At 62.3% G+C, this 21,011-nt stretch carries 19 protein-coding genes; 12 read left to right on the top strand and 7 right to left on the bottom strand.

Annotated elements, in window-relative coordinates; genetic code table 11:
• Nucleotides 1-7 precede the first annotated feature (7 nt).
• From CHC01_RS18300 to CHC01_RS18285, 4 genes are all read left to right on the top strand, one after another.
• Nucleotides 8-1,534: a porin gene (locus CHC01_RS18300; protein ID WP_089265615.1), complete on the top strand. Its 1,527-nt coding sequence runs from the start codon at nt 8-10 to the stop codon at nt 1,532-1,534.
• A gap of 217 nt (nt 1,535-1,751) precedes the next feature.
• Nucleotides 1,752-2,720 (top strand): Bug family tripartite tricarboxylate transporter substrate binding protein, encoded by a 969-nt coding sequence (locus tag CHC01_RS18295; protein ID WP_089265614.1) that lies wholly within the window; start codon nt 1,752-1,754, stop codon nt 2,718-2,720.
• A gap of 92 nt (nt 2,721-2,812) precedes the next feature.
• On the top strand, nt 2,813-3,574 hold the full coding sequence (locus tag CHC01_RS18290; RefSeq protein WP_089265613.1) for an SDR family NAD(P)-dependent oxidoreductase: 762 nt from the start codon (nt 2,813-2,815) through the stop codon (nt 3,572-3,574).
• 95 nt (nt 3,575-3,669) lie between these two features.
• Nucleotides 3,670-5,085, top strand: a complete 1,416-nt coding sequence (locus tag CHC01_RS18285; RefSeq protein ID WP_089265612.1) for an aldehyde dehydrogenase family protein — start codon at nt 3,670-3,672, stop codon at nt 5,083-5,085.
• A 693-nt stretch (nt 5,086-5,778) separates the two neighbouring features.
• On the opposite strand, the gene CHC01_RS18280 is transcribed toward CHC01_RS18285, so the two are convergent.
• Nucleotides 5,779-7,203, bottom strand: coding sequence for an NAD-dependent succinate-semialdehyde dehydrogenase (locus CHC01_RS18280; RefSeq protein WP_089265746.1), 1,425 nt, complete (start codon nt 7,201-7,203; stop codon nt 5,779-5,781).
• A 269-nt stretch (nt 7,204-7,472) separates the two neighbouring features.
• Between CHC01_RS18280 and CHC01_RS18275 the strand changes: the two genes are divergently transcribed.
• From CHC01_RS18275 to tcuB, 8 genes are all read left to right on the top strand, one after another.
• Complete coding sequence (locus CHC01_RS18275) at nt 7,473-8,471, top strand: Bug family tripartite tricarboxylate transporter substrate binding protein (protein WP_089265611.1); 999 nt, start codon at nt 7,473-7,475, stop codon at nt 8,469-8,471.
• The gene (locus tag CHC01_RS18270; RefSeq protein WP_089265610.1) at nt 8,458-8,853 is read left to right on the top strand and encodes a hypothetical protein; all 396 of its coding nucleotides are present in this window, start codon (nt 8,458-8,460) and stop codon (nt 8,851-8,853) included. The genes CHC01_RS18275 and CHC01_RS18270 overlap by 14 nt, the downstream gene beginning before the upstream one ends.
• On the top strand, nt 8,850-9,707 hold the full coding sequence (locus CHC01_RS18265; protein WP_089265609.1) for an alpha/beta fold hydrolase: 858 nt from the start codon (nt 8,850-8,852) through the stop codon (nt 9,705-9,707). Before CHC01_RS18270 ends, CHC01_RS18265 begins: the two co-directional genes overlap by 4 nt.
• Before the next feature lie 14 nt (nt 9,708-9,721).
• Nucleotides 9,722-10,933 (top strand): ABC transporter substrate-binding protein, encoded by a 1,212-nt coding sequence (locus tag CHC01_RS18260; RefSeq protein ID WP_089265608.1) that lies wholly within the window; start codon nt 9,722-9,724, stop codon nt 10,931-10,933.
• A 79-nt stretch (nt 10,934-11,012) separates the two neighbouring features.
• Nucleotides 11,013-11,900, top strand: coding sequence for an NAD(P)-dependent oxidoreductase (locus tag CHC01_RS18255; protein WP_089265745.1), 888 nt, complete (start codon nt 11,013-11,015; stop codon nt 11,898-11,900).
• Between the two features lie 12 nt (nt 11,901-11,912).
• On the top strand, nt 11,913-12,665 hold the full coding sequence (locus CHC01_RS18250) for an IclR family transcriptional regulator (protein WP_089265607.1): 753 nt from the start codon (nt 11,913-11,915) through the stop codon (nt 12,663-12,665).
• Between the two features lie 44 nt (nt 12,666-12,709).
• Entirely contained in the window at nt 12,710-14,158 is a 1,449-nt protein-coding gene (tcuA, locus tag CHC01_RS18245) for an FAD-dependent tricarballylate dehydrogenase TcuA (protein WP_089265606.1), read from the top strand.
• Entirely contained in the window at nt 14,142-15,353 is a 1,212-nt protein-coding gene (gene tcuB, locus CHC01_RS18240) for a tricarballylate utilization 4Fe-4S protein TcuB (RefSeq protein ID WP_089265605.1), read from the top strand. The genes tcuA and tcuB overlap by 17 nt, the downstream gene beginning before the upstream one ends.
• 534 nt (nt 15,354-15,887) lie before the next feature.
• Here tcuB and CHC01_RS18235 read toward each other — a convergent pair.
• From CHC01_RS18235 to CHC01_RS18215, 6 genes are read right to left on the bottom strand one after another with little or no spacing between them, the layout of a single operon-like run.
• A complete protein-coding gene (locus CHC01_RS18235; RefSeq protein ID WP_089265604.1) occupies nt 15,888-17,072 on the bottom strand; it encodes a cytochrome P450 in 1,185 nt (394 codons plus the stop codon).
• Nucleotides 17,073-17,125: 53 nt separating this feature from the next.
• Complete coding sequence (locus tag CHC01_RS32645; protein ID WP_176454627.1) at nt 17,126-17,263, bottom strand: hypothetical protein; 138 nt, start codon at nt 17,261-17,263, stop codon at nt 17,126-17,128.
• Nucleotides 17,264-17,318: 55 nt separating this feature from the next.
• On the bottom strand, nt 17,319-18,044 hold the full coding sequence (locus CHC01_RS18230) for a GntR family transcriptional regulator (RefSeq protein WP_089265603.1): 726 nt from the start codon (nt 18,042-18,044) through the stop codon (nt 17,319-17,321).
• Nucleotides 18,045-18,060: 16 nt separating this feature from the next.
• Entirely contained in the window at nt 18,061-18,852 is a 792-nt protein-coding gene (locus CHC01_RS18225; RefSeq protein WP_176454626.1) for an ABC transporter permease, read from the bottom strand.
• Between the two features lie 19 nt (nt 18,853-18,871).
• The gene (locus CHC01_RS18220; RefSeq protein WP_089265601.1) at nt 18,872-19,654 is read right to left on the bottom strand and encodes an ABC transporter ATP-binding protein; all 783 of its coding nucleotides are present in this window, start codon (nt 19,652-19,654) and stop codon (nt 18,872-18,874) included.
• Nucleotides 19,651-20,712: an ABC transporter substrate-binding protein gene (locus CHC01_RS18215; RefSeq protein ID WP_176454625.1), complete on the bottom strand. Its 1,062-nt coding sequence runs from the start codon at nt 20,710-20,712 to the stop codon at nt 19,651-19,653. Before CHC01_RS18215 ends, CHC01_RS18220 begins: the two co-directional genes overlap by 4 nt.
• Nucleotides 20,713-21,011 lie beyond the last annotated feature (299 nt).

Here is a 21,011-nt window from a genome sequence, read left to right as displayed (position 1 = left end):
GGCTATAATGACGACGACTATCAAGACTCTTGTTCTCGGCTCGGCGGCAGGAATTCTCGCGATCAGCGGTGCACACGCAGCCGATCTTCCGGTGAAGGCCAAGGCGGTCGAATATGTGAAGATCTGCTCGCTCTACGGCGCAGGCTTCTACTACATCCCGGGCACCGACACTTGCATCAAGATCGGCGGTGCACTTCGCATCGATACCGCATTCAATGCCGCGAGCAATTATGACGTGCCGTACTGGTTCGGCGGCGCTGGCGGCAACAATCTTTACACGAAGGATTATTTCAACACCAAGCCGCGCCTGACGCTGACCACCGATACGCGCACGGCGACCGAATATGGTCTGCTTCGCACATTCTCCAACATTCATTTCGACTTCGCACAGGGACGTGAAAGCATCGCTGGCGGCTTCGTCGAAGTAGACTTCGCGTTCATCCAGTTCGCAGGTTTCACCTTCGGCAAGGCCGTCTCGCAATTCGACCCGCAATGGGCGCTCGCCAAGCCGACCATTGCGTCCGGTTTCTTCGCGGGCTCCAACAATGCGACGGGCATTCCGCAGCTGGCCTATACGGCGTCGTTCGGTAACGGCGTCTCCGGCACCATCTCGCTCGAGAACGCGTCGCCCTATCGCAATGCCGGCCTGTGGAACGTGAACACGTTCATCGTGGCGCCCGGTGCCTCGCAGTTCACCGGTGCATTCTATGGCTCGTCGTCGAACACGTTCCTCGGTAATGCCGCCGGCGGCAACCATATGCCGGACGTCGTCGGCAACCTGCGCCTCGATCAGGCATGGGGCACGCTGCATTTCGCTGCAGCCCTTCATCAGGCGACGGCGCAATACTACACCAATGAACCCTCCGGCCACCCTGACGATGCCTATGGCTTCGCCGTGAGCGGCGCCGTCGAGTTCAAGAACCTGCCAACCGGCGCGGGCGACAGCCTCAAGCTGGAAGCCTCTTACGCCAAGGGCGCCGCGAAATACGTCTTCGCGGGCACCGTCGATACGCTGGGCGGCGGGCGGTTCGCCAAGTTTGATGGCAACACCGTCGGCTTCGGCTATGTTCTCGATGGCGTCTATGCGCCCGGCGGCCAGATCGTGCAGAGCTCGGCCTGGGAAGTCAGCGGCTTCTTCGAGCATTACTGGAACCCCGCGTGGCGCACCTCTCTGTTCGCCAACTACAGCCACATCTCTTACGGCGACGCGGGCAACGCTCTGTTGGCAGGCGCATTCGCCTCGACCACGCGGGGCTTCGGCACCAGTTCGTCCTCGGCAGGGGCTTCGTCCGCCGGCGTTCTGTCCGGGACCAGCAACAATTTCGACTTTGCCACCACGCAGGTCGGCACCAGAACAGCCTGGACGCCCGTTCAGAATCTGACGCTCTCGGCGGAATTCATCTACAGCCGCATGGATCAGAGCCTGGGTGGCACCTACACCGGCAACGTCGTGGGCAAGCCAGCCGGCACATCCTACGCCGTGCGCGATCAGAACCTCTACAACGGCGCGGTTCAGATCCTGCGGTCGTTCTGAGCCTGATCGACCACCGGGTTGAAAACAAGAGCCCCCGGCAGACGTGCCGGGGAACTGTTCACGCAAGCGCGTGAGCGAGCCATGCCGTACAGCGGAACGGCGGCACATTCCGCAACTTCGATAGCGGTTTGATTGTAGGAAATCGAACAGGGAAAGCGCTGCGGAAGATGGCGCTGAACAAGTGGGCACAGCCTGCATCTTAAAAATCGGAGGAAACATGCGTGCATTGCTAGTCGGCCTGTGCGGTCTCGTGCTCGCCCTGACGCCCATTCACAACGCCGCCGCGCAAGGATGGCCGGAACGGACCGTCACCATGATCGTGCCGTTTCCGGCAGGATCCGCCGTCGATACGCTCGCGCGCGCGGTCGGCCAGGCACTGAGCGAGGCGCTCGGCAAGCAGTTCATCGTCGACAATCGTGCGGGGGCAGGCGGTAGCATTGGCGGTGCGGCCGTGGCCAAGGCGAGCGCTGACGGCTACACGCTTCTGTTCGGCACGCCTGCGCCGATTGCGCTCAACAAGCTGATGTATAAGGGGCTGGCCTATGATTCCGAAAAGGATTTCACGCCGGTCGTTCTCGTCGCTAAGTCCCCGCTCATCGTGACCGCGCGCGCCGACTTTCCAGCGAAGACGTTCGAAGAGCTGATCGCTTATGCGAAGCAGAACCCCGGCAAGGTCAATGTGGGACATCCCGGCAACGGTACGCTCGGACACATCACGTCGGAACTGGTGCAGCGGTCCGTCGGCGTCAAGATGACCAACGTGCCGTATCGCGGCACATCACCGCTGATGACAGATTTGCTCGGCGGTCAGATCGATATCGTCATCGACTTCATGCCGACCTATGTACCGCTGGTCACCTCCGGAAAAGTTCAGGCGCTTGCCGTCACGACCAGCCAGCGGGCCGCGCAACTGCCGGCCGTGCCCACAGTGCAGGAGACGGGCTTCAAGGGCTTCGAGGCTTCAGCGTGGTACGCCATGGTCGCGCCGATCGGGACGTCGCCCGAGATCGTCGCCAAGTTGAACAGCATCGTGAACAGCTTTCTTCAGAGTGAAAAGGGAAAGGCTATTCTCGGGCAGAATGCATTGCTGGGCGTCGGCGGATCGCCGGACGATCTCAAGGCATTCGTCGCGGCCGAACTCGCCAAGTGGCGCCCGGCAATCGAGGCGGCAAAAATTGCAATGTAGCAAGGGCGAGGCCGGCACCGCGCAGTGCAGTGTTATCCTGCTTGCGCTGGTCCGGGCTCGTCGTCTGACGATCGGGTGATTGAGTGACCGACATGATCCGCATCGATGTTCCCGCGCTATCGACTCCCACAGTGGCGCTCGTCACGGGCGGCGGCAGCGGGATTGGCAAGGCGACAGCGGCGCGCCTCGCCGCCAGCGGATCGGCTGTCGTGGTCGGCTACAACAGCCGCAAGGAGCTGGCGGAAGATGTCGTGAGCGGGCTGCAGGGTACCGGGCATCTCGCTCTGCGCATCGCGATCGACGATCCATCCTCTATCGCCGAAGCCGCGGCGCGGGTGGAGAAGGAGTACGGCCGGCTCGATGTACTGGTCAATTGTGGAGGCGCCACGACGCCAGTGCCCGCCAACGATCTTGACGCACTGACCGACGAGATCTTCGACCGGACCGTGATCGTCAACCTGCGGGGGCCTTTCGCCATGGTGCGCGCTTTCCGTCCATTGCTCGAGCGCGGCAGCGGCGCTGCCATTGTGAACATTTCGTCCATTGCCGCCCGCACCGGGCTGGGAAGCAGCCTGGCCTATCTGTCCGCCAAGGCGGGCGTCGACGCGCTGACGATCGCGCTCGCGAAAGTGCTCGCACCCAAAATCCGGGTGTTTTCCATTTCGCCGGCCGGCGTGGATACGGATTTCGTCGCCGGCCGGACGCGGGAACAGTTGCAGCGGGTCGCCGAAAAACTGCCGCTTGCCCGCATCACGACGCCCGACGATGTCGCAAGAGCGGTGATGGCCTGCATCGTCAATCTGACGAGTTCAACGGGGATCGTCGTGCCGGTGGACGAGGGCAGGCATCTTTAAAACACACGGCAGCGGGAATTACGGCGAACAGCGACGGCCGGGCGTAAGCCCGGACACAATGGCTACGCCTCGTATGGGCGTCACGGGTGGAGAAGATGGACAAGCTGAAGTTCTATATCGACGGCGCCTGGGTGGATCCGGTCACGCCGTCAACTCTCAAAATTTTCAATCCTGCGACGGAGGAGGCCTTCGCGAGGATCAGCCTGGGCTCCCGCCAGGATGTGGACCGGGCCGCGCAGGCGGCCCGCCGCGCCTTCGCCATATATTCCGAGGTGAGCGTGAAAGACCGCCTCGTCTTTCTTCACAAGATCATTGAGGGCTTCAGGGCGCGTCTGCCGGAACTGGCGCGGATGATGACGCTGGAAATGGGATCACCGATCACCTTTGCGACCGAGCGCCAGGCGACCGTTGCGCTGTTTCATTTCGAGGAAGCTGCGCGCGTGCTTGCGGACTACAGGTTCGAAGAACCGATGGGAGGCGGGGTCGTTCGCCGCGAGCCGATCGGCGTCTGCGGCCTGATCACGCCTTGGAACTGGCCGCTGAACCAGGTGGCGTCCAAGGTTGCGCCGGCGCTGGCGGCCGGCTGCACGGTCATTCTCAAGCCCAGCGAGATCGCGCCACTGAGCTCCATGCTGTTCGCCGAGATCGTGCACGAGGCCGGCATCCCGCCGGGTGTGTTCAATGTGGTGAATGGCGATGGTCCGACGGTGGGCGAGGCGATCGCCGCCCATCCCGAGATCGACATGGTGTCGTTTACCGGATCGACAACGGCTGGCGTCCGGGTGGCCAAGCTGGCGGCGGACACCGTCAAGCGCGTCGCGCAAGAGCTGGGCGGCAAGTCCGCCAATATCATCCTTTCTGATGCCGATTTGAAAGCTGCCGTGATACAGGGCGTTCACGCCTGCTACACAAATGCAGGCCAGAATTGCCAGTCGCCCACGCGCATGCTGATTCCGCGCGCGCAGCGCGACGCAGCCTTCGCCGCGGCTAGCGAAGCCGTCGGCAGCATCCGTCTTGGCGATCCGCTCGATCCGGCGTCCACCATGGGCCCCTTGGTGAGCCAGTCACAGTTCGAAAAAGTGCGGGACCTGATCCAGTCCGGCATTGACGAGGGCGCGACCTTGGTAACGGGTGGAACGGGCCGGCCGGCGGGGCTCAATCGCGGATATTACGTTCGCCCCACCGTGTTCGGCGACGTGACGTCGCAAATGAGAATTGCGCGCGATGAGGTGTTCGGTCCTGTGCTGTCCATCATGAGCTATGATAGCGAGGACGAGGCCATCGAGATTGCCAATGATACGCCGTTCGGACTGGCGGGCTTCGTGCAATCGCGTGACCGCATCCGAGCGCGTAGCGTCGCCAATCGCATCCGCGCAGGGCGTGTTTACCTCAACGGCGCTGCATTCGACCGCAGCCTGCCGTTTGGAGGATACAAGCAGTCCGGCAACGGGCGCGAGTTCGGGGTTTTCGGCTTCGAGGAATATCTGGAGGTCAAAGCGATCATTGGGTAGCGAAGCCGGCTTCGCCCGCAAAACACGATAGCGGTTCGCCGCAAGTAGTCCGCCACGAGGCTGTCGTAGCTCTCGCGGCGCCGCGGTCGCGCGCTTCCTCCAAGTTGGCGCGCGGCCGCACATTTCTTCCCGCGGGGAGATTTGGGTTTCGACTTTGAGCCCGCGCGCCGCAAATTGGCCGGCTCAGGTCATACGGCCTAAAGGACTAGAGGTGTGACCTGAGGGCGGCTCTTGGCGCAAAGCGGACATGGATGAGTTTTGCAGAAGTTCCGCTTGGGGGGCGGTGCGGAGGCGTGGATGCTCTTAAACCTGCTTCTTTGTATGGTTGTCGCGAGCGCCACGATCGTCGGGGGCGGCGCGTAGGCATCAAGATCCGGAAGGAAGGCCGCGGCCGGCGCGTCACCTGCACGCGCGGCCGTAGCGTTCTACAGGTCTACGATCTCGGTGCGAGCTGAGGCGCGCAGGCTGGGGTGACCTTTCCCCACTCGCAGGCCCGGCGCTCGCCGAAGCTTCCGTTTGCATGACAACTTCTCGCCACTGACCCACTTCGCGGACGATGTATTTTTGGGAGCGGTACCGTCGCTTAAACCAATCGCACGAGAGCAGATCGTGTCGGTAAATTGCACCCGTGCGACTCTGGTTCTTCAAAAGTCGTTTGAAGAACCAGAGTGCTTCCCAGCCTCCACGAATGTCTCACGCAAATTTATGCGACACGTTCTTCGTCACCGTGTAGCAGGCGAGGCCCTCGGTACCGCCTTCGCGGCCATAGCCTGAGTCCTTGACGCCGCCGAACGGGGTCTCCGCTGTGGATGCGACGAAGTGGTTGATAGTGAGGTTACCGGTTTCCACGTCGTTGGAGATCCGCTGCACGTTGTCGGCTGACTTCGTGAAGGCATAGGCGGCAAGGCCGAACGGCAATGCATTGGCCTTGGCGATGGCTTCGTCGAGATCGCGCACCGGATTGACGAGAGCGAGCGGACCGAACGGCTCCTCGTTCATCGCCAATGCATCGTCGGGCACGTCGGCGAGCACGGTGAGTGGATAGAAGTAACCGCGATTGTTGATGCGCTGGCCACCCGCGAGCACGCGCGCGCCGCGGTCCTTGGCGTCCGACACGAGCCGTTCCATGGCGTTGACGCGTCGTGAATTCGCTAAAGGCCCGAGCTGCGTGGATGGATCCATGCCATTGCCGATCTTCAGCTTGGCGGCGCCTTCGGCAAAACTCTTTGCGAAGATCTCAAAGTTCTTCTCGTGCACGAAGAAACGCGTCGGCGCGACGCAAACCTGACCGGCATTGCGTGACTTGGTGACGACCGAAGCCTGGGCGGTGGTGACGGGATCAGCATCGTCGCAGACGATCACCGGGCCATGTCCGCCGAGCTCCATGATCGCCGGCTTCATGTGCTGACCGGCCATGGCGGCGAGATGTTTGCCGACCGGCACCGAGCCGGTGAAGGTGATCAGGCGGATGGCCTGATGCGGCACCAGATAGCCGGAGATTTCGGCAGGATCGCCGAACACGAGATTGAGTACGCCCGCGGGCAAGCCTGCATCATGGAACGCGCGCGCCAGCTGCAGCGCGCCGGCCGGGGTTTCTTCCGAAGCTTTCAGGATGATCGAACAGCCCGACGACAGCGCGCCGGCCACCTTGCGCGCCGGTGAGCTCATTGGGAAATTCCACGGCGAGAATGCTGCAACGGGGCCGATCGGCTGGCGATATACGGTGTGTTGCAGACCGGGGCCGGCCGGGATCACGCGGCCATACATGCGCATGCCTTCGCTTGCATCCCATTCGATGATCTCGCAGCCGCGCAGGATTTCGAGCTTCGCCTGATCGAGCGGCTTGCCTTGCTCCAGCACCATCGCCGTCGCCATCTCGTCGACGCGCGAGCGGATCAACGTCGCAGCCTTCAGAATGATTTGCGCGCGCGCGTTCGGTGCCGTCTTGCGCCAAACATTGAAGCCGCGCACCGCCGCATCGAGCGCATCGTCGAGATCGGCTTTCGTCGCATGCGGCACCGTCCCTAGCACGCTCTCGTCGGCGGGATTGATGATCGGCGTGCCGGAAGCCCGGCGCCAGTGTCCGTCCACGTAAAGCTCGATGTTGGGATAGGTCATGTCGAAGTGCACTTTCTTGGTCGTCGGAAGCGGTTGACTCAGCCTCACTTGCGCGGCATCCAATCATATGTTGATATAATAGAACAACAGTTCTGGCAGACAGAACGTTCTGGGATTGAATGAGATGGAACATGCGTACGATTGGACGATGCGAGATGGTGGAGAGCGCAGCGGCAGATGCCGCGACGCGCGCCACTAGCGTGTCGGTCATCACGCGTCGGGCGCGCTGAACAACAAAATCATCAAGAACATCGATTGGGAGTTGAAGCATGAGAGAGCAGTGGGCTGCGGCGTGGTCGCTCACGCGGCGCGTCGCGATGGCAGGCATGCTGGCGGCGATGGCAGCGGTGTTCACACCGGCGCAGGCGCAGGACGTCTATCCGAGCAAGATGATCCGGCTGCTGGTGCCGTTCCCGGCCGGCAGCGCCACCGATGTGGAAGCGCGCTTCCTCGCCGAAAAAGTCGGCGCCGTGCTGGGCCAGAAGATCCTCGTCGACAACAAGCCGGGCGCCAACGCCAATATCGGCGCGGCCGAAGTCGCGCGCGCGCCGGGCGACGGCTATACGCTGTATCTCGCGACCAATTCGACCCATTCGGCCAATGTGCATCTCTACAACAAGATGCCTTTCGATCCCGTCGCTGACTTCACGCCGATCGCGCGGTTGACGCGCAACCCGCTGGTGATGGTGGTCGCCAAGGATTTTCCGGCGAAGGACCTCAAGGAGTTCATCGCTTACGCCAAGGCCAATCCAGGCAAGCTGAGCTATGGCAGCGGCAATACCGGCAGCATGGCGGCGGCCCAGCTCGTGAGATCCATGGCGAGCATCGACGCGGTGCGCATCTCCTATCCCGGCACGCCGCAGGCGATCACCGATCTGCTCGGAGGCCGCATCGAATTCATCATTACCGACGTGGCCGTGACGCGTGAGTTCATCAACAATGGCAGCCTCCGCGCGCTCGGCGTGACGACACCGCAGAAGGTCGCGTCGCTACCGGATGTGGCACCGATGGCCGCGGTCGGTCTGCCCGGCTACGACTTCGCTGCCTGGAGCGGGTTGTTTGCGCCGAAGAATGTGCCGGCCGACATCGTGCAGAAGCTCAATAAGGCTTTCCTGCAGGTCATGGCGACGGATGAGGCGAAAAAATTTTTCGCCGATATCGGTCTCGAGCCGGATGTCAGCACGCCGGAAGGCCTCGCCGAGCACGTCGCCAAGCAGACCGAGCTGTGGGGGCGCATCATCAGGGAGTCCGGTCTTGAAAAAATCTGATCCCGTCAGCGAGCTGTTCTCGCAGCTTCCGACGCTGCTGGAGAGTGACACTGCGCTGATCCAGCGCGGCCGCTTTCTCGACGTCGATTGTCTGCTTGGCTCGACCGAGCAGGCGTTTCACGTCGCCATCCGCGCCGGCCGCATCATCGACATGGTGTCGGCGCCGGTGCTGATGCGGTCGTGGACTTTCGGCTATCGCGCGACGCCTGACACATGGATCGCATTCTGGCAGCCAATGCCGAAAGCCGGCTGGCATGATCTTCTGTCGCTGACCAAGCGCGGCGAAGCCCACCTCGAAGGTGACATCAAGCCCTTCATGACCCATCTGCAGTATTTCAAGGATCTGCTGGCACTGCCGCGCAAGTCGGGAGCTGCATCATGACCGGATATATCGAACCGATGATCGGGCGTTACGTGCATGTCGATATCGACAGCATCACGCACCGGATCTATTTCGAGGAAGCCGGCCAAGGCATTCCGCTGGTCTGCCTGCACACCGCCGGCTCGGACAACCGGCAATGGCGCTATCTCCTGGCGGATGAACAGTTCACCAAACACTTCCGCATCATTGCCTTCGACATGCCCTGGCATGGCAAGTCGAATCCACCAGCGAATTGGGACGGCAGCGAATATCAGCTCACCACCGCGCGCTATACGCAGACGATCCGCGCATTCAGTGCGGCGCTCGATCTCGACAAGCCCGTCGTGATGGGCTGTTCGATCGGCGGCCGCATCGTGCTCAATCTCGCCATCGATCACGCCAGCGAATTCCGCGCCTTGATCGGCCTCGAAGCCGCGGACTTCCAGGCGCCGTGGTACGACACCACCTGGCTTAATCGGCCGGATATCCATGGCGGCGAAGTCTGTGCCGCGCTGGTATCCGGTCTCGTTGCGCCGCAGTCTCCTGCGGAGGCGCGGATGGAAACCCTGTGGGCCTACAAGCAGGGCGGCCCCGGCGTGTTCAAGGGCGATCTGTATTTCTATCGCGTCGACGGCGACCTGCGCGGTCGCACGAAGGCGATCGATACCAAGATCTGTCCGCTCTATCTGCTTACCGGCGAGTACGACTTCTCCTGCATGCCCGAAGACACCGTGCGAACGGCCTCCGGCATCGCGGGTGCGGAAGTCACCGTAATGGAGCAGCTGGGCCATTTCCCGATGAGCGAGAATCCCGCGCAATTCCGGCGTTACATCGCGCCGGTGCTTGAGAAAATCAAACAACAACAGAAAATCTGAGGAGAGGGCATCACATGACAACCAGGGCATTCACGAAAAGTCTTTATCTATCCGCCGCACTCTTGCTGTCGGCGCAGGTCGCCAGCGCTGCCGAGACCATCAAGATCGGCGTGTTGAACGACCAGTCAGGCGTGTTCGCCGACAATGGCGGCGTCGGCTCGGTGGCCGCGGCCAAGCTTGCAGCTGAAGATTTCGGCGGTGAGATCAACGGCCAGAAGATCGAGGTGCTCACCGCCGATCACCAGAACAAGCCGGACGTCGCTGCGGCCACCGCGCGCCGCTGGTTCGATACCGAGAACGTCGACATGATCGCCGACGGCGCCGCATCGTCGGCCGGCTTCGCCATCCTCGAAGTGGCAAAGCAGAAGGGCAAGATCTTCACCATCAGCGGCCCGGGATCGTCGGACTTCACCGGCAAGGCCTGCTCGCCGGTGAGCTTCCATTTCAACTACGACACCTATGCGCTGTCGAAGCTGACCTCTGAGGCCATCACCAAGGCCGGTGGCAACACCTGGTATTTCATCTCTGCCGATTATGCCTTTGGACACGCTTTGCAGCGTGATGCGACGAAGTTCATCGAAGGCGCCGGCGGCAAGGTGATCGGCTCGTCCGCCCATCCGCTCGGAACCACCGACATGGCCTCGTTCCTGCTGCAGGCGCAGGGCTCGAAGGCCAAGGTCGTCGGCCTCGCCACCTCGGGCGCCGATGTGCAGACCGCCATCAAGCAGGCCGGTGAATTCGGCATCGTCGAGAGCGGACAGCAGCTCGCCGGTCTTCTCGTCTTCATCACCGACGTCAATGCGCTCGGTCTCAAGGCGACGCAGGGCCTGCAGGTGACGACCTCGTTCTACTGGGACCTCAATGACGAGACCCGCGCCTGGACCAAGCGCTATTTCGCGATGACCAACAACAAGGTCCCCAGCATGGTGCAGGCCGGTGTGTATAGCGGTGTGCATCACTATCTCGCCGCCGTGAAGGCCGCGGGCACCAAGGACCCGGCCGTGGTTGCCAAGAAGATGCACGAGATGAAGGTCAACGACATGTACAACAAGGACGTCACTGTGCGTCCCGATGGCCGCGTGTTGCACAACATGTATCTGGTGCAGGTAAAGAAGCCGGAAGAATCGAAGTATAAGTTCGATTACTACAAAGTCATCACCACCTCACCCGGCGAACAGGCGTTCCGGCCGATGAGCGAAGGCAACTGCCCGCTGGTCAAGGGCTAAGCGAACCACGACATCGCGGGTGCAGCCTGGCTGCGCCCGCTTCTCGATCTCTCTTGGAATGAAGACGAAGGAGTGCGGCATGGTGACTGCCATTGGTTTTATCGGTCTTGGTGTGATGGGCGAGCCGATGTGCCGCAATCTGGCCCGCAAGTCGGGTGTGCCGGTCTACGGCTTCGACCGCGCCGATGCGCCGCTCGCGCGTCTCGCGGAAGCCGGTGTCAAGCGCGCAAACTCGCTGGCCGAACTCGCCAAGCAGTGCGGCGTCATCTTCATGGCGCTGCCCAGCGGTAAGCATGTGCAGGCCGTGTGCGAGGGCGATGACGGGCTGCTCGCGCATGCCGATGCGCGCCACACCGTCGTCGATCTCGGCACCTCACCGGTCGAAGCCAGCCGCGAACTCGCCAAGCGCTTTGCCGCCAGGGGCGCGGCCTATGCCGATGCGCCGATCGCGCGGACGCGACAGGCCGCGGAAGAGGGCACGTTGAGCGTCATGGTCGGCGCCAGCGCGGCGATCTTCGCCAAGCTGCAGCCGCTGATCGCCACTTTCGCCACCGACATCACCCATTGCGGCGATATCGGCGCCGGCCAGGTGGTCAAGATCCTCAACAATATGGTGCTGATGGAAACCGTCGTCGCGCTCGGCGAGGCGCTGGAAACGGCCAAACGGGCCGGGCTCGATCCCAAGCTGGTGTTTGAGACGCTCGCCAAGGGCTCGGCTGACAGCTTTGCGCTGCGCAATCACGGCATGAAGGCGATGCTGCCCGACACCTTCCCGGAGCGGGCCTTCTCGACTGAATATGCTCGCAAGGACATCTCCTACGCGCTCGATCTTGCCAAGTCGGTGAACATCAAGCTGCAAGGCGCGGAACTTGCCGACAAGATCCTGGGCGAGGCGATTGACGCCGGTGATGGCGACCTCTACTGGCCGGTTTTGGCGCGCGTCATCAAGGCGTCGCGTACGGCCTGATCGGAAGCTCCCATGAAGAAGCCTGCGACCAAACCTGCAACGACGGACGTCCCGGTGCGAGAAGCCGGCGAGGGCGTCGCAGCCGTCGAGCGGGCTTTGTCCATTGTGGCGGCGCTCGAAACCGCTGACCAACCGATGATGCTGGCCGAACTCGCTGCTCGTACGGGCTTCTACAAGAGCACCATCCTGCGCCTTTTGAGCTCGCTGATCCCGACCGGTTATGTCACGCGGCTGCCGGATGGTAGCTACGACCTCGGGCCGACCGCATTTCGCCTTGGCGTCGCTTTCACCCGCAAGAATGCGCTCGGCCATCATGTGGTGCCGGCGTTGCAGGAGCTGGTCGATCGCGGCACCGAGAGCGCGTCGTTCCATGTGCGGCAGGATGCCGACAACCGCGTCTGCCTGTTTCGGGTGAATTCGCGTCACGCGACGCTCGACCGCGTCGAGGCCGGTCACAGCTATGCGCTACTGCGCGGCGCGGCCGGACACATCATTCTCGCTTACGCCGGCAGCACCGGCAAACGCTATGACGCCATTCGCGCCACTGGTTTTGATGTCTCGCTCGGCGAACGCGATCCGAGCTGCGCAGCGGTGGCTGCACCTGTGTTCGGCCCGCGCGGCATGCTCGTCGGCGTGATCTCGCTGTCGGGGCCGCGCGAGCGCTTCGGCGCAGCAGAGATCGCCGAGATGAAACGCGTACTGGGCCCCGTTGCCAAAAAGCTCACAATGAATCTGGGTGGCGAATGGCCGGCCTATCGACGCTGACAATTTTACACGGGGCGCGAAGCTGCGCAGGAATGGCCTGATCCATGGCAACATCTTCATCCCTACCGGACGTGCTCGTCATCGGTGGCGGCAATGCGGCTCTCTGTTCGGCGCTGATGGCGCGTGAAGCGGGCGCATCGGTGCTGATGCTGGAATCCGCACCACAGGCGTGGCGCGGCGGCAATTCCATGCATGTGCGGAATCTGCGCTGCATGCATGACGAACCGCAGGACGTGCTGGTCGAAGCCTATCCCGAGGAAGAGTATTGGCAGGACCTCTTGAAGGTCACAGGCGGCCTGACTGACGAGCCACTGGCGCGGATGGTGATCCGCCATTCGTCGCGATGCCGGCCATGGATGCGCAAGCACGGCGTGCATTTCCAGCCACCTTTATCCGGTGCGTTGCATGTGGCGCGTACCAATGCGTTCTTCATGGGCGGCGGCAAGGCGCTGGTGAATGCCTATTACCGATCAGCCGAGGCCCTCGGCGTCGCAATCCGTTACGACACGCCTGTGAAGAGTCTCGAGCTGAAGGATGGCCAGTTTATCGGTGCCACTACCGAGTCCGGCGAGCGCATCACTGCAAAAAGCTGTGTGCTCGGCTGCGGCGGCTTCGAGTCCAATCTGGAATGGCAGCGTGAAGCCTGGGGCCAGAACGAGCGCGGCGAATGGACCGCGGAGAACTTCCTGATCCGCGGCACTCGCTTCAATCAGGGTGTGCTGCTCAAGTTCATGATCGATGCCGGTGCCGACAGCATCGGCGATCCGACCCAGGCGCATTGCGTCGCCATCGACGCGCGCGCGCCGCTTTATGACGGCGGCATCTGCACGCGCATCGATTGCGTCTCGCTTGGTGTCGTCGTCAATCGCGAGGCCAGGCGCTTCTATGACGAGGGCGAGGATTTCTGGCCGAAGCGCTATGCGATCTGGGGCCGTCTTGTCGCGCAACAGCCGGGCCAGACCGCATGGTCGGTCATCGACCAGAAAGCCATCGGCCGCTTTATGCCCCCGGTGTTCGACGGTACCAAGGCGAATACGCTGGATGAACTCGCGGCCAAGATCGGTGTCGATCCCGCGACCTTCGTCGAGACGCTGTCAGCCTATAACGCGGCCTGCCGTCCCGGCACGTTCGATCACACCGCATTGGATGATTGCCGTACCGACGGGCTCACGCCCGCAAAGACCCACTGGGCGCGGGTGATCGACACGCCGCCGTTCTACGCCTATCCGCTCAAACCCGGCATCACTTTCACTTATCTCGGCATGAAAACCGATGCGACGGCGGCCTGCCGCTTCAACGGCGTCGCCAGCAGCAACCTGTTCGCCGCCGGCGAGATGGTGGCCGGCAATGTGCTCGGCAAGGGCTACACCGCCGGCGTCGGCATGAGCATCGGCACCGCGTTCGGCCGCATCGCCGGCGTCAATGCGGCGGCTGCGACCGGGCATCGCCACCCGACATTCCACGAGGAGCTTCGCTATGCCGCCGGTCACTGAGTTGGAAGCGCCCGTCGCCGGCGGCGCCTGCGAAGGCGGCGTGAATTTTGCCGATGCGATGACTGTGGGCGAGGCGGAGATCACCCGCGTCATGCAGATCTGCAATGCATGCCGTTATTGCGAAGGATTCTGCGCCGTCTTCCCGGCGATGACGCGTCGGCTCGAATTCAACGCGGCCGATACGCATTACCTTGCGAATCTCTGTCACAACTGCGGCTCGTGCCTTTATGCGTGCCAATATGCGCCGCCGCATGAGTTTGCAGTCAATGTTCCGCAGGCGATGGCGAAGGTGCGGGTGCGCACCTATCAGGACTATGCGTGGCCGCGCGCGTTCGGCCGGCTCTATGAGCGCGCCGGGCTGACGGTGGCCTTCGCGCTGTCGGGTGGTCTGGCTCTGTTCATGATCCTTGCGGTTGCGATGAACGGCCGGCTTATCCATGAGCCGCTGGCGGGCCAGTTCTATGCGATCTTCCCACACAACTTCCTGGCGCTCTTGTTCGGCGCCGTGTTCCTGTTCGCAATGCTGGCGCTCGCCATCGGCGTGGTCAAATTCTGGCGCGAGGTCTCGCCGACGAAGGACGGCAATCCCGCCGACATCAAGGCGGCCGCGCAGGCGCGCGTTCCTGCGGTGGCCGAAGCCGTCCACGACGTCGCGCGGCTGAAGTATCTCGGCGGCGGCCATGGCGAGGGCTGCAACGAGGACGATGATGCCTTCACGCCGTGGCGGCGGCGCTTCCACCATTTCACGCTCTATGGCTTCCTGCTGTGTTTCGCGGCGACCTGCGTGGCGACGCTCTATCACTATCTGTGGAACCTGCACGCACCCTATGCCTTCACCAGCGCGCCGGTGATTCTCGGCTCACTCGGCGGCATCGGCCTGATCGTCGGGCCGGCCGGCCTGCTGTGGCTGAACCTGAAGCGCGATGCGCTGCGCGCCGACGTCAAACAGAACGCCATGGACCGCGGCTTCATCATGCTGCTGCTGCTGGTCAGCGCCACCGGCTTCGCGCTGCTGCTGCTGCGGGATACCCGCTTCATGGCGCTGTGGCTCGCGATCCATCTCGGCACCGTAATGGCGCTGTTTCTGACGCTGCCTTACGGCAAATTCGCCCACGGCATTTTCCGCTCCGCGGCCCTGCTCAAGTTCAACATTGAGAAGCGCATGCCAAACCGGCTGGGGCTTGGCGGAGAGTAGGCAGAATCTCTGAATGTCGGCTTCTGGCGCAGAGCGGACATTCATGGCGACACTGTTGCCTTTCTCGCAGAAAGGCCCTCGTGTCGGCGGTTCTCTTATTATGTTATCTGCCTAAGGCAGCGTGTTCTTCAGACGTTATGTCTCCGGAGGCGGTCAAGGCGCTGGGCATTGGTCCGAGCTCGGCCGAGCTGCGGTGAAGGACTTGCTGGACGGCGAACTCTCCGAGATCCAGAACGCGGGTCACGTCCCGCATGTCGAGCAGCCGGAGCGCTTCCAGGAGGCGCTGAGCCGTTCCTCGCCGGCAGGTTCTGATTGCAGCCGATCGTGTGAGCGAACCTCACCCTCGGTTCGGCTCACGCCCAAACTCTGTCTTGTCGGCGCTATCCGATGCGATAGGCTCCAGATTCATTTATCCTTTGAATGCCTGGTGGCTGCCAGCATCGAGCCTGGCGATTGGACCACCGTCAGGACGTGAGGAGCAGACCGCCGCCCAAGCGAGGCAGCGGTCTCCGATTCGGCCTGCTGCGGACTTTCTCATGGCTTGAGGAAAATGCGTACTGGAAGGCTGGTCGGCACGAGGCCGGTGGATACGTCGCTGCGCGGAACGTCACCTGCGAGCTCGAAGCGATCCACACGCTTGGCCAGAAGGGTGAATGCTTCCGTCATTTCCATCCGGGCGAGCGGCGCTCCGACGCAGGAATGTGAACCAAAGCCGAAGCTCATGTGCGGGCAGGGGCTTCGTTCGGCATTAAAGGTGCCAGAATCGGCGAAGACCTCGGGGTCGCGATTGACGGCCATCGCCATGACGGTGAGCGTTTCGCCCTTCTTCACGGTCAGGCCGTCCAGCGCGGTGTCGTCGATCATCACGCGTGCGAGGTTATGGGTAATGCCGGCAAAACGCATGCCCTCCTCGACAACGCGATGCGCGATGCCGGGATTGGCCTTGAGCTTTTCCCATTCCGACGGATGTGTGATGAGCGCATGCATGGTGTTGGCAAGCTGGCGGCGGGTCGTGTCCATGCCGGCGCGGGTGAGCTCCATGGCGATGCCGACAACCTCCAACTCCCGGTGCCCCTCCATCTCGCGAATCAGCTCGCTGAAGATATCGCCTCCGAGATTGTTGCGACGTTCGCGCAGCAGTTCGAGCAGGTAGACTTCCAGCGACCGCCAGGCCTGCTCGATCTCGGCGAGCGTGTCGGGCGGATTGTAGATGTTGGTCCAGCGCGAACTGCTGCTCACCCAGCCGGACACCATCTCGATATCCGCGAGCGGCAAGCCCAACATCGGCGCGAGCACACGCGCCGGAAACGGGTGGAACAGATCGGCGACCAGGTCGCCCTCACCACGTTCGAGCAAAGGCTGCAGCAAGCCGAGAAACAGCTCCCTGATCCGCGGGCGAAGGGCGTCGATGACGCGCTCGCGCAGCACCTTGGTCAGCATCATGCGCAGCTTGACGTGCTCCGGCCCGTGCCGGGTCAGCAGCGGCTCTTTCGTGCGTTCGGCGAGATAGGGGCTTGTCTCCGCGGGAATATGGTAGACCGAGATCGGGATATCGAGTTGCAGAGCCGGGCGCGCCTCCTTGCGACGCAGGATGACATAGCCGCGGTCAGATTTTGCGTAGGGGCATTGTCTGGACAAGTCCTCGAGATACCCGATCGGATTGCTCTTGTATTCCTCGGCGCTGGCTTGAAACTCCGGCAGACTGTTTGCGTCCTTCATGTCGAATGGTCCTCTGAGTTGGAGGGGATTTTGGGATGGCAAGGGACAGCAGGTCACGCGAACACCGTCAGTGCCGCGAAGAGATAGGCGGCGAGCAGGATGGTCGTCGACAGGCGAGCAATGCGGCGTGGATGCAGAACGCGGTCGCGTTCGATGAGATAGTCGGCGTCATGGTGGTTCTGCGCAGTCATGTAGCATCCGATCCGGACAGTAGAGTTCAGGCAGCATCTCGAGATGGTGCGCACGTCATCCCCGGCCACGGCGTTCTAGGCTTTGTCCCAATTTTTGCGGCGGCGCTGTCGGCGCAGGGCGTTCCTTCGCGGGCTTGCGCAGCCGTCGGAAATCCATCGTATTCTCGATGTGCGCGCGCATGGCGGTTGATGCCGCCTTTTCGTTGCGCGCCTCAAGGGCATCGAGCACCTGGCCGATTTCGGTGAATGCGCTGTTGACGCGTGTCGGCGAGCTCTTGCTCGCGGTTCTGATCCATCGGACCTTGTCGACGAGGTTCAGCAAGACGTTCGACAGCACCTTGTTTCCGGCGGCTTCGTAGATCGCCAGATGGAATTGCAGATCGAGTTCGAGATAGTCATCCATGCGTTCGGCGGATATCCGCTTGCCGAAACCGGCGAAGGCGCGGCGGAAATGCGCCATCTTCGCCTCGCTCATGCGCGTGGCGGCACGCCCAGCGAGATGAGCCTCGAGCAACATCCGCGCTTCGAGAATTTCGGTGATCTCGACGTCGGTCAAACCGCGCACGAATGTGCCGCTTTGCGGCGATATTTCGATCCAGCCTTCGCTCTGCAGCCGCGTGAAGGCTGTGCGTACCGGCGAACGGCCGCAGCCGAGTTCTTCCGCGATCCGCACCTCGGATAGCTTGTCGCCCGGCTTGTAGACGAGCTCGGTAATGCGCCGCTTGATTTCGCGGTGAATGAGGTTGGCGCGGTTGTCGGCATTGGTGAATGACGGGATCATGGCAGTGTCGCTTATGTCAGTTGGAATCGGATCGGATGTCCGGTTTGGCCCAGAACACGAAACGCAGGTGCAGATAGCGGATTAGCGAGTAGAGAACGATGCCCAGCAGTGCCAGGACCAGCAGCACGGCGAACATGCCCGAAATGTCCATATTGTAGTTGAGCTGCAGCAGGAGATTGCCGAGGCCGCGATCGGCGCCGATAAATTCGCCGACCAGCGCGCCGGTGATGCTGAGAACGATGCCAACATTGAGCCCGGCGAAGATGAAAGGCAGGGAATTCGGGAACACGACGATGCGGAATTGCTGCCAGGGCGACGCCACCAGCGACCGCATCAGATCCAGCCTGTCGGCCTCGACCGTGGAGAAGCCGACAATCGCATTGATGAGAACCGGGAAGAACGAGATCACCGCGGCGATCAGGATCTTGGATTCGATGCCGATGCCGATCCAGATCACGATCAGCGGCGCTACCGCCACCTTCGGCAGCGCCTGCAGGCCGACTAGATATGGCATCAAGGCGCGCTCGATCAGCACCGACCGGGTAACGAGGAAGGCGAAGAAGATCGCGCTGGCTGCGCCTAGCACGAAGCCGCCGAGCGCCTCGTAGAGGGTGATCAAAAAATTCTCCAGCAGCAAACCGCGCACCTGAAGCTGCCACAGTGCGCGCATGACGGAGCTCGGAGTCGGCAACAGCAGTTTCGACACGCCAAGTGCGGCCGGGACGTATTCCCAGACCAGCAGTATGATGAGGCCGGCGGCGATGGGTGGCCCGTATCGCTCCGACATGGTGGAGAGGCGATCCTTCATGGGCGAATCCTTGCCGCGCTCAATGCGCCGGCACCGAGGTGAAATGCGCCCGCAGGCGCTCGGCGAGATGGACGAAATCCGGATCCGAGCGCGTCGCTGCCGAGCGCGGCCGTGCGATCGGAACATCGATCATTTCGCGCACGAAGCCGGGTCTTGGCGCAAATACCGCGACCCGGTCGGACAACAGGAGCGCTTCCTCGATCGAATGGGTGACGAGGATGACCGTCTTGCGGCTTGCCTCCCAGATTCGCAGCAGCTCGAGGTTCATTGCCTCGCGGGTCAGCGCATCGAGCGCGCCGAAAGGCTCGTCCATGAGGAGGATGCGCGGATCGTGCATCAGCGCGCGCGCGATCGCAGCACGCTGGCGCATCCCGCCCGACAATTCGTCGGGATAGCGGTCGCCGAAGCCATCGAGGCCGACCAGCGTCAGCAACTCGTCGGCGCGCGCACGTGCCACCTTCTTGTTCAGCTTCAGAACCTCGGCGGGCACCATGATGTTCTGCAGGATCGTCCGCCAGGGCAGCATGACCGGACTCTGGAAGACGAGTCCGATGTCGCGGCGCGGTCCCTTGACGGCGGCGCCGTCGATCCCGATCGCGCCCGCCGAAGCCGTCTCCAATCCGGCGATCATGCGCAACAGGGTACTCTTGCCGCAGCCTGAGGGGCCGACGATGCAGATGAACTGATTGGCTTCGACGTTGAGCGATGTGCCGAGCAGCGCCTCGAGGGACGCGCCGGAGCGCGAGCGGAACTGCTTCTGGACATCCCGGACTTCGATCAACGGCCTCGCGGGCGAGGTCATCGATAGGCCTCGGCCTTGCGCATGATCGTTTCCTTGTCGAAGCCGTTGATCTTGTCGACGAACGCATTGGTGAAGTAGGTGCTGACGTCAGGTTTCTTGTTGATCATGCCGACGTCGAAGAAGAACGATTGCGTGGTCTTCCATTCGTCCGCGGTGAAGGCACCGAAGCGGGGATCGGCGCGGCCTTCGAGCCGATATTTCGCGATTCGAGCTTCGAGAACGTGGATGCCTTCGCGCAGAGCCTGGTCTTCAGGGACATTGGCGGGCTTGGACGCGGGATAACGCGCCCAGTGAATGCGCACCGCAGCCTCGGGGTTGGCCAGCGTGAAGACGACCCCCTTGGCGATGCCTTCGGCGAATTTCGTCGTGGCGTCCGGCTTCTCCTTGATGAAGGATCCGTTGCCGATAAGCATGATGCTGAGGAGCTTCGACGTGCCCTCGGTCTCGAAATGCCGGAACTGGAAGCCGGAATTCTCGAGAATCGCATAGGCCCAGTCCCACATCGCAATCGCGTCGACCTGCTTGGCCTTAAGCGCCGCAGCGGATTGCGGGCCGAGGCCGACCTGCAGCCATCGCACATCCTTTTCCGGATCGAGGCCCACGCCGCGCAGCATGGCCTTTGCTACAGCCGTCGCCCCGCTCGCAAGCCCGACGACGCCGATGGTCTTGCCTTTCAGGTCTTCGAGCTTCTGGACCGGGCTCTCTTTGACCACCGCGATCGTATAGATGGCCGCGCGGGCGTGGTTATAGATGGCCGTGACATCGGCGCCTTCCTGTTTCGCCACCAGCAGGCCTTCGGGGCTGGCCATGGTGAATTCGGCCGACCCTGAGATCACCACCTGCGTCGCACCGGTCGAGCCATTGAAAGGCGTAACCGTTACGTCGAGCCCGGCGTCCTTCCAGAAACCCATTGCCTCCGGCACCGACGAATGCGTCGCCTCGGCGATGCCGGGACTTGGAGACGTGAGCAGGTATCGAATTTTGGTTTGGGCGTGGGCAGGCTGTGACAACAAAGCCACGCAAAGGGCGATCAAGGCACTTCGAGAGAACACCGGCATCGACATGCTCCAGAGAAAAACGCTGAAACTAGTCTACCAGTTAACTAGACAACCACGTGCGCGAAGATTCCTCATTGCTTGCACTGTTTCGCGGCAGCGCAATTGCGGGTACGAAAGGTCAGTTTCGTTTGGTGCCTCGGCGCTCGTAGCGTTGTCGACAGCGCGCTCGATGGGTGGGAGCTCTCACGAGACGCGCAACGGATATGCGTCACGTGCGTCATGTAGCCAGTTGTTCAAAAGGATTTTCGGCTATTCGTCGCAAAATTTACGGGGCATTGATGTCCGGTCTTGGCGCAATG

It is taken from the genome of Tardiphaga sp. OK246, from assembly GCF_900188215.1.
GTDB lineage: Bacteria > Pseudomonadota > Alphaproteobacteria > Rhizobiales > Xanthobacteraceae > Tardiphaga > Tardiphaga robiniae.
Note: the sequence above shows the minus strand (reverse complement) of the source record. Positions and strands in the feature narration are given on the sequence as shown.

What these genes read in the sequence shown, in the direction of transcription:
- CHC01_RS18260 (WP_089265608.1), top strand. Translation starts at nt 9,722, where the DNA reads ATGACAACCAGGGCATTCACGAAAAGTCTTTATCTATCCGCCGCACTC.
- CHC01_RS18250 (WP_089265607.1), top strand. Translation starts at nt 11,913, where the DNA reads ATGAAGAAGCCTGCGACCAAACCTGCAACGACGGACGTCCCGGTGCGA.
- CHC01_RS18220 (WP_089265601.1), bottom strand. Translation starts at nt 19,654, where the DNA reads ATGACCTCGCCCGCGAGGCCGTTGATCGAAGTCCGGGATGTCCAGAAG.
- CHC01_RS18215 (WP_176454625.1), bottom strand. Translation starts at nt 20,712, where the DNA reads ATGCCGGTGTTCTCTCGAAGTGCCTTGATCGCCCTTTGCGTGGCTTTG.
- CHC01_RS18285 (WP_089265612.1), top strand. Translation starts at nt 3,670, where the DNA reads ATGGACAAGCTGAAGTTCTATATCGACGGCGCCTGGGTGGATCCGGTC.
- CHC01_RS18225 (WP_176454626.1), bottom strand. Translation starts at nt 18,852, where the DNA reads ATGAAGGATCGCCTCTCCACCATGTCGGAGCGATACGGGCCACCCATC.
- CHC01_RS18295 (WP_089265614.1), top strand. Translation starts at nt 1,752, where the DNA reads ATGCGTGCATTGCTAGTCGGCCTGTGCGGTCTCGTGCTCGCCCTGACG.
- CHC01_RS18235 (WP_089265604.1), bottom strand. Translation starts at nt 17,072, where the DNA reads ATGAAGGACGCAAACAGTCTGCCGGAGTTTCAAGCCAGCGCCGAGGAA.
- tcuA (WP_089265606.1), top strand. Translation starts at nt 12,710, where the DNA reads ATGGCAACATCTTCATCCCTACCGGACGTGCTCGTCATCGGTGGCGGC.
- CHC01_RS18290 (WP_089265613.1), top strand. Translation starts at nt 2,813, where the DNA reads ATGATCCGCATCGATGTTCCCGCGCTATCGACTCCCACAGTGGCGCTC.
- CHC01_RS18275 (WP_089265611.1), top strand. Translation starts at nt 7,473, where the DNA reads ATGAGAGAGCAGTGGGCTGCGGCGTGGTCGCTCACGCGGCGCGTCGCG.
- tcuB (WP_089265605.1), top strand. Translation starts at nt 14,142, where the DNA reads ATGCCGCCGGTCACTGAGTTGGAAGCGCCCGTCGCCGGCGGCGCCTGC.
- CHC01_RS18280 (WP_089265746.1), bottom strand. Translation starts at nt 7,203, where the DNA reads ATGACCTATCCCAACATCGAGCTTTACGTGGACGGACACTGGCGCCGG.
- CHC01_RS18300 (WP_089265615.1), top strand. Translation starts at nt 8, where the DNA reads ATGACGACGACTATCAAGACTCTTGTTCTCGGCTCGGCGGCAGGAATT.
- CHC01_RS18265 (WP_089265609.1), top strand. Translation starts at nt 8,850, where the DNA reads ATGACCGGATATATCGAACCGATGATCGGGCGTTACGTGCATGTCGAT.
- CHC01_RS18255 (WP_089265745.1), top strand. Translation starts at nt 11,013, where the DNA reads ATGGTGACTGCCATTGGTTTTATCGGTCTTGGTGTGATGGGCGAGCCG.
- CHC01_RS32645 (WP_176454627.1), bottom strand. Translation starts at nt 17,263, where the DNA reads ATGACTGCGCAGAACCACCATGACGCCGACTATCTCATCGAACGCGAC.
- CHC01_RS18230 (WP_089265603.1), bottom strand. Translation starts at nt 18,044, where the DNA reads ATGATCCCGTCATTCACCAATGCCGACAACCGCGCCAACCTCATTCAC.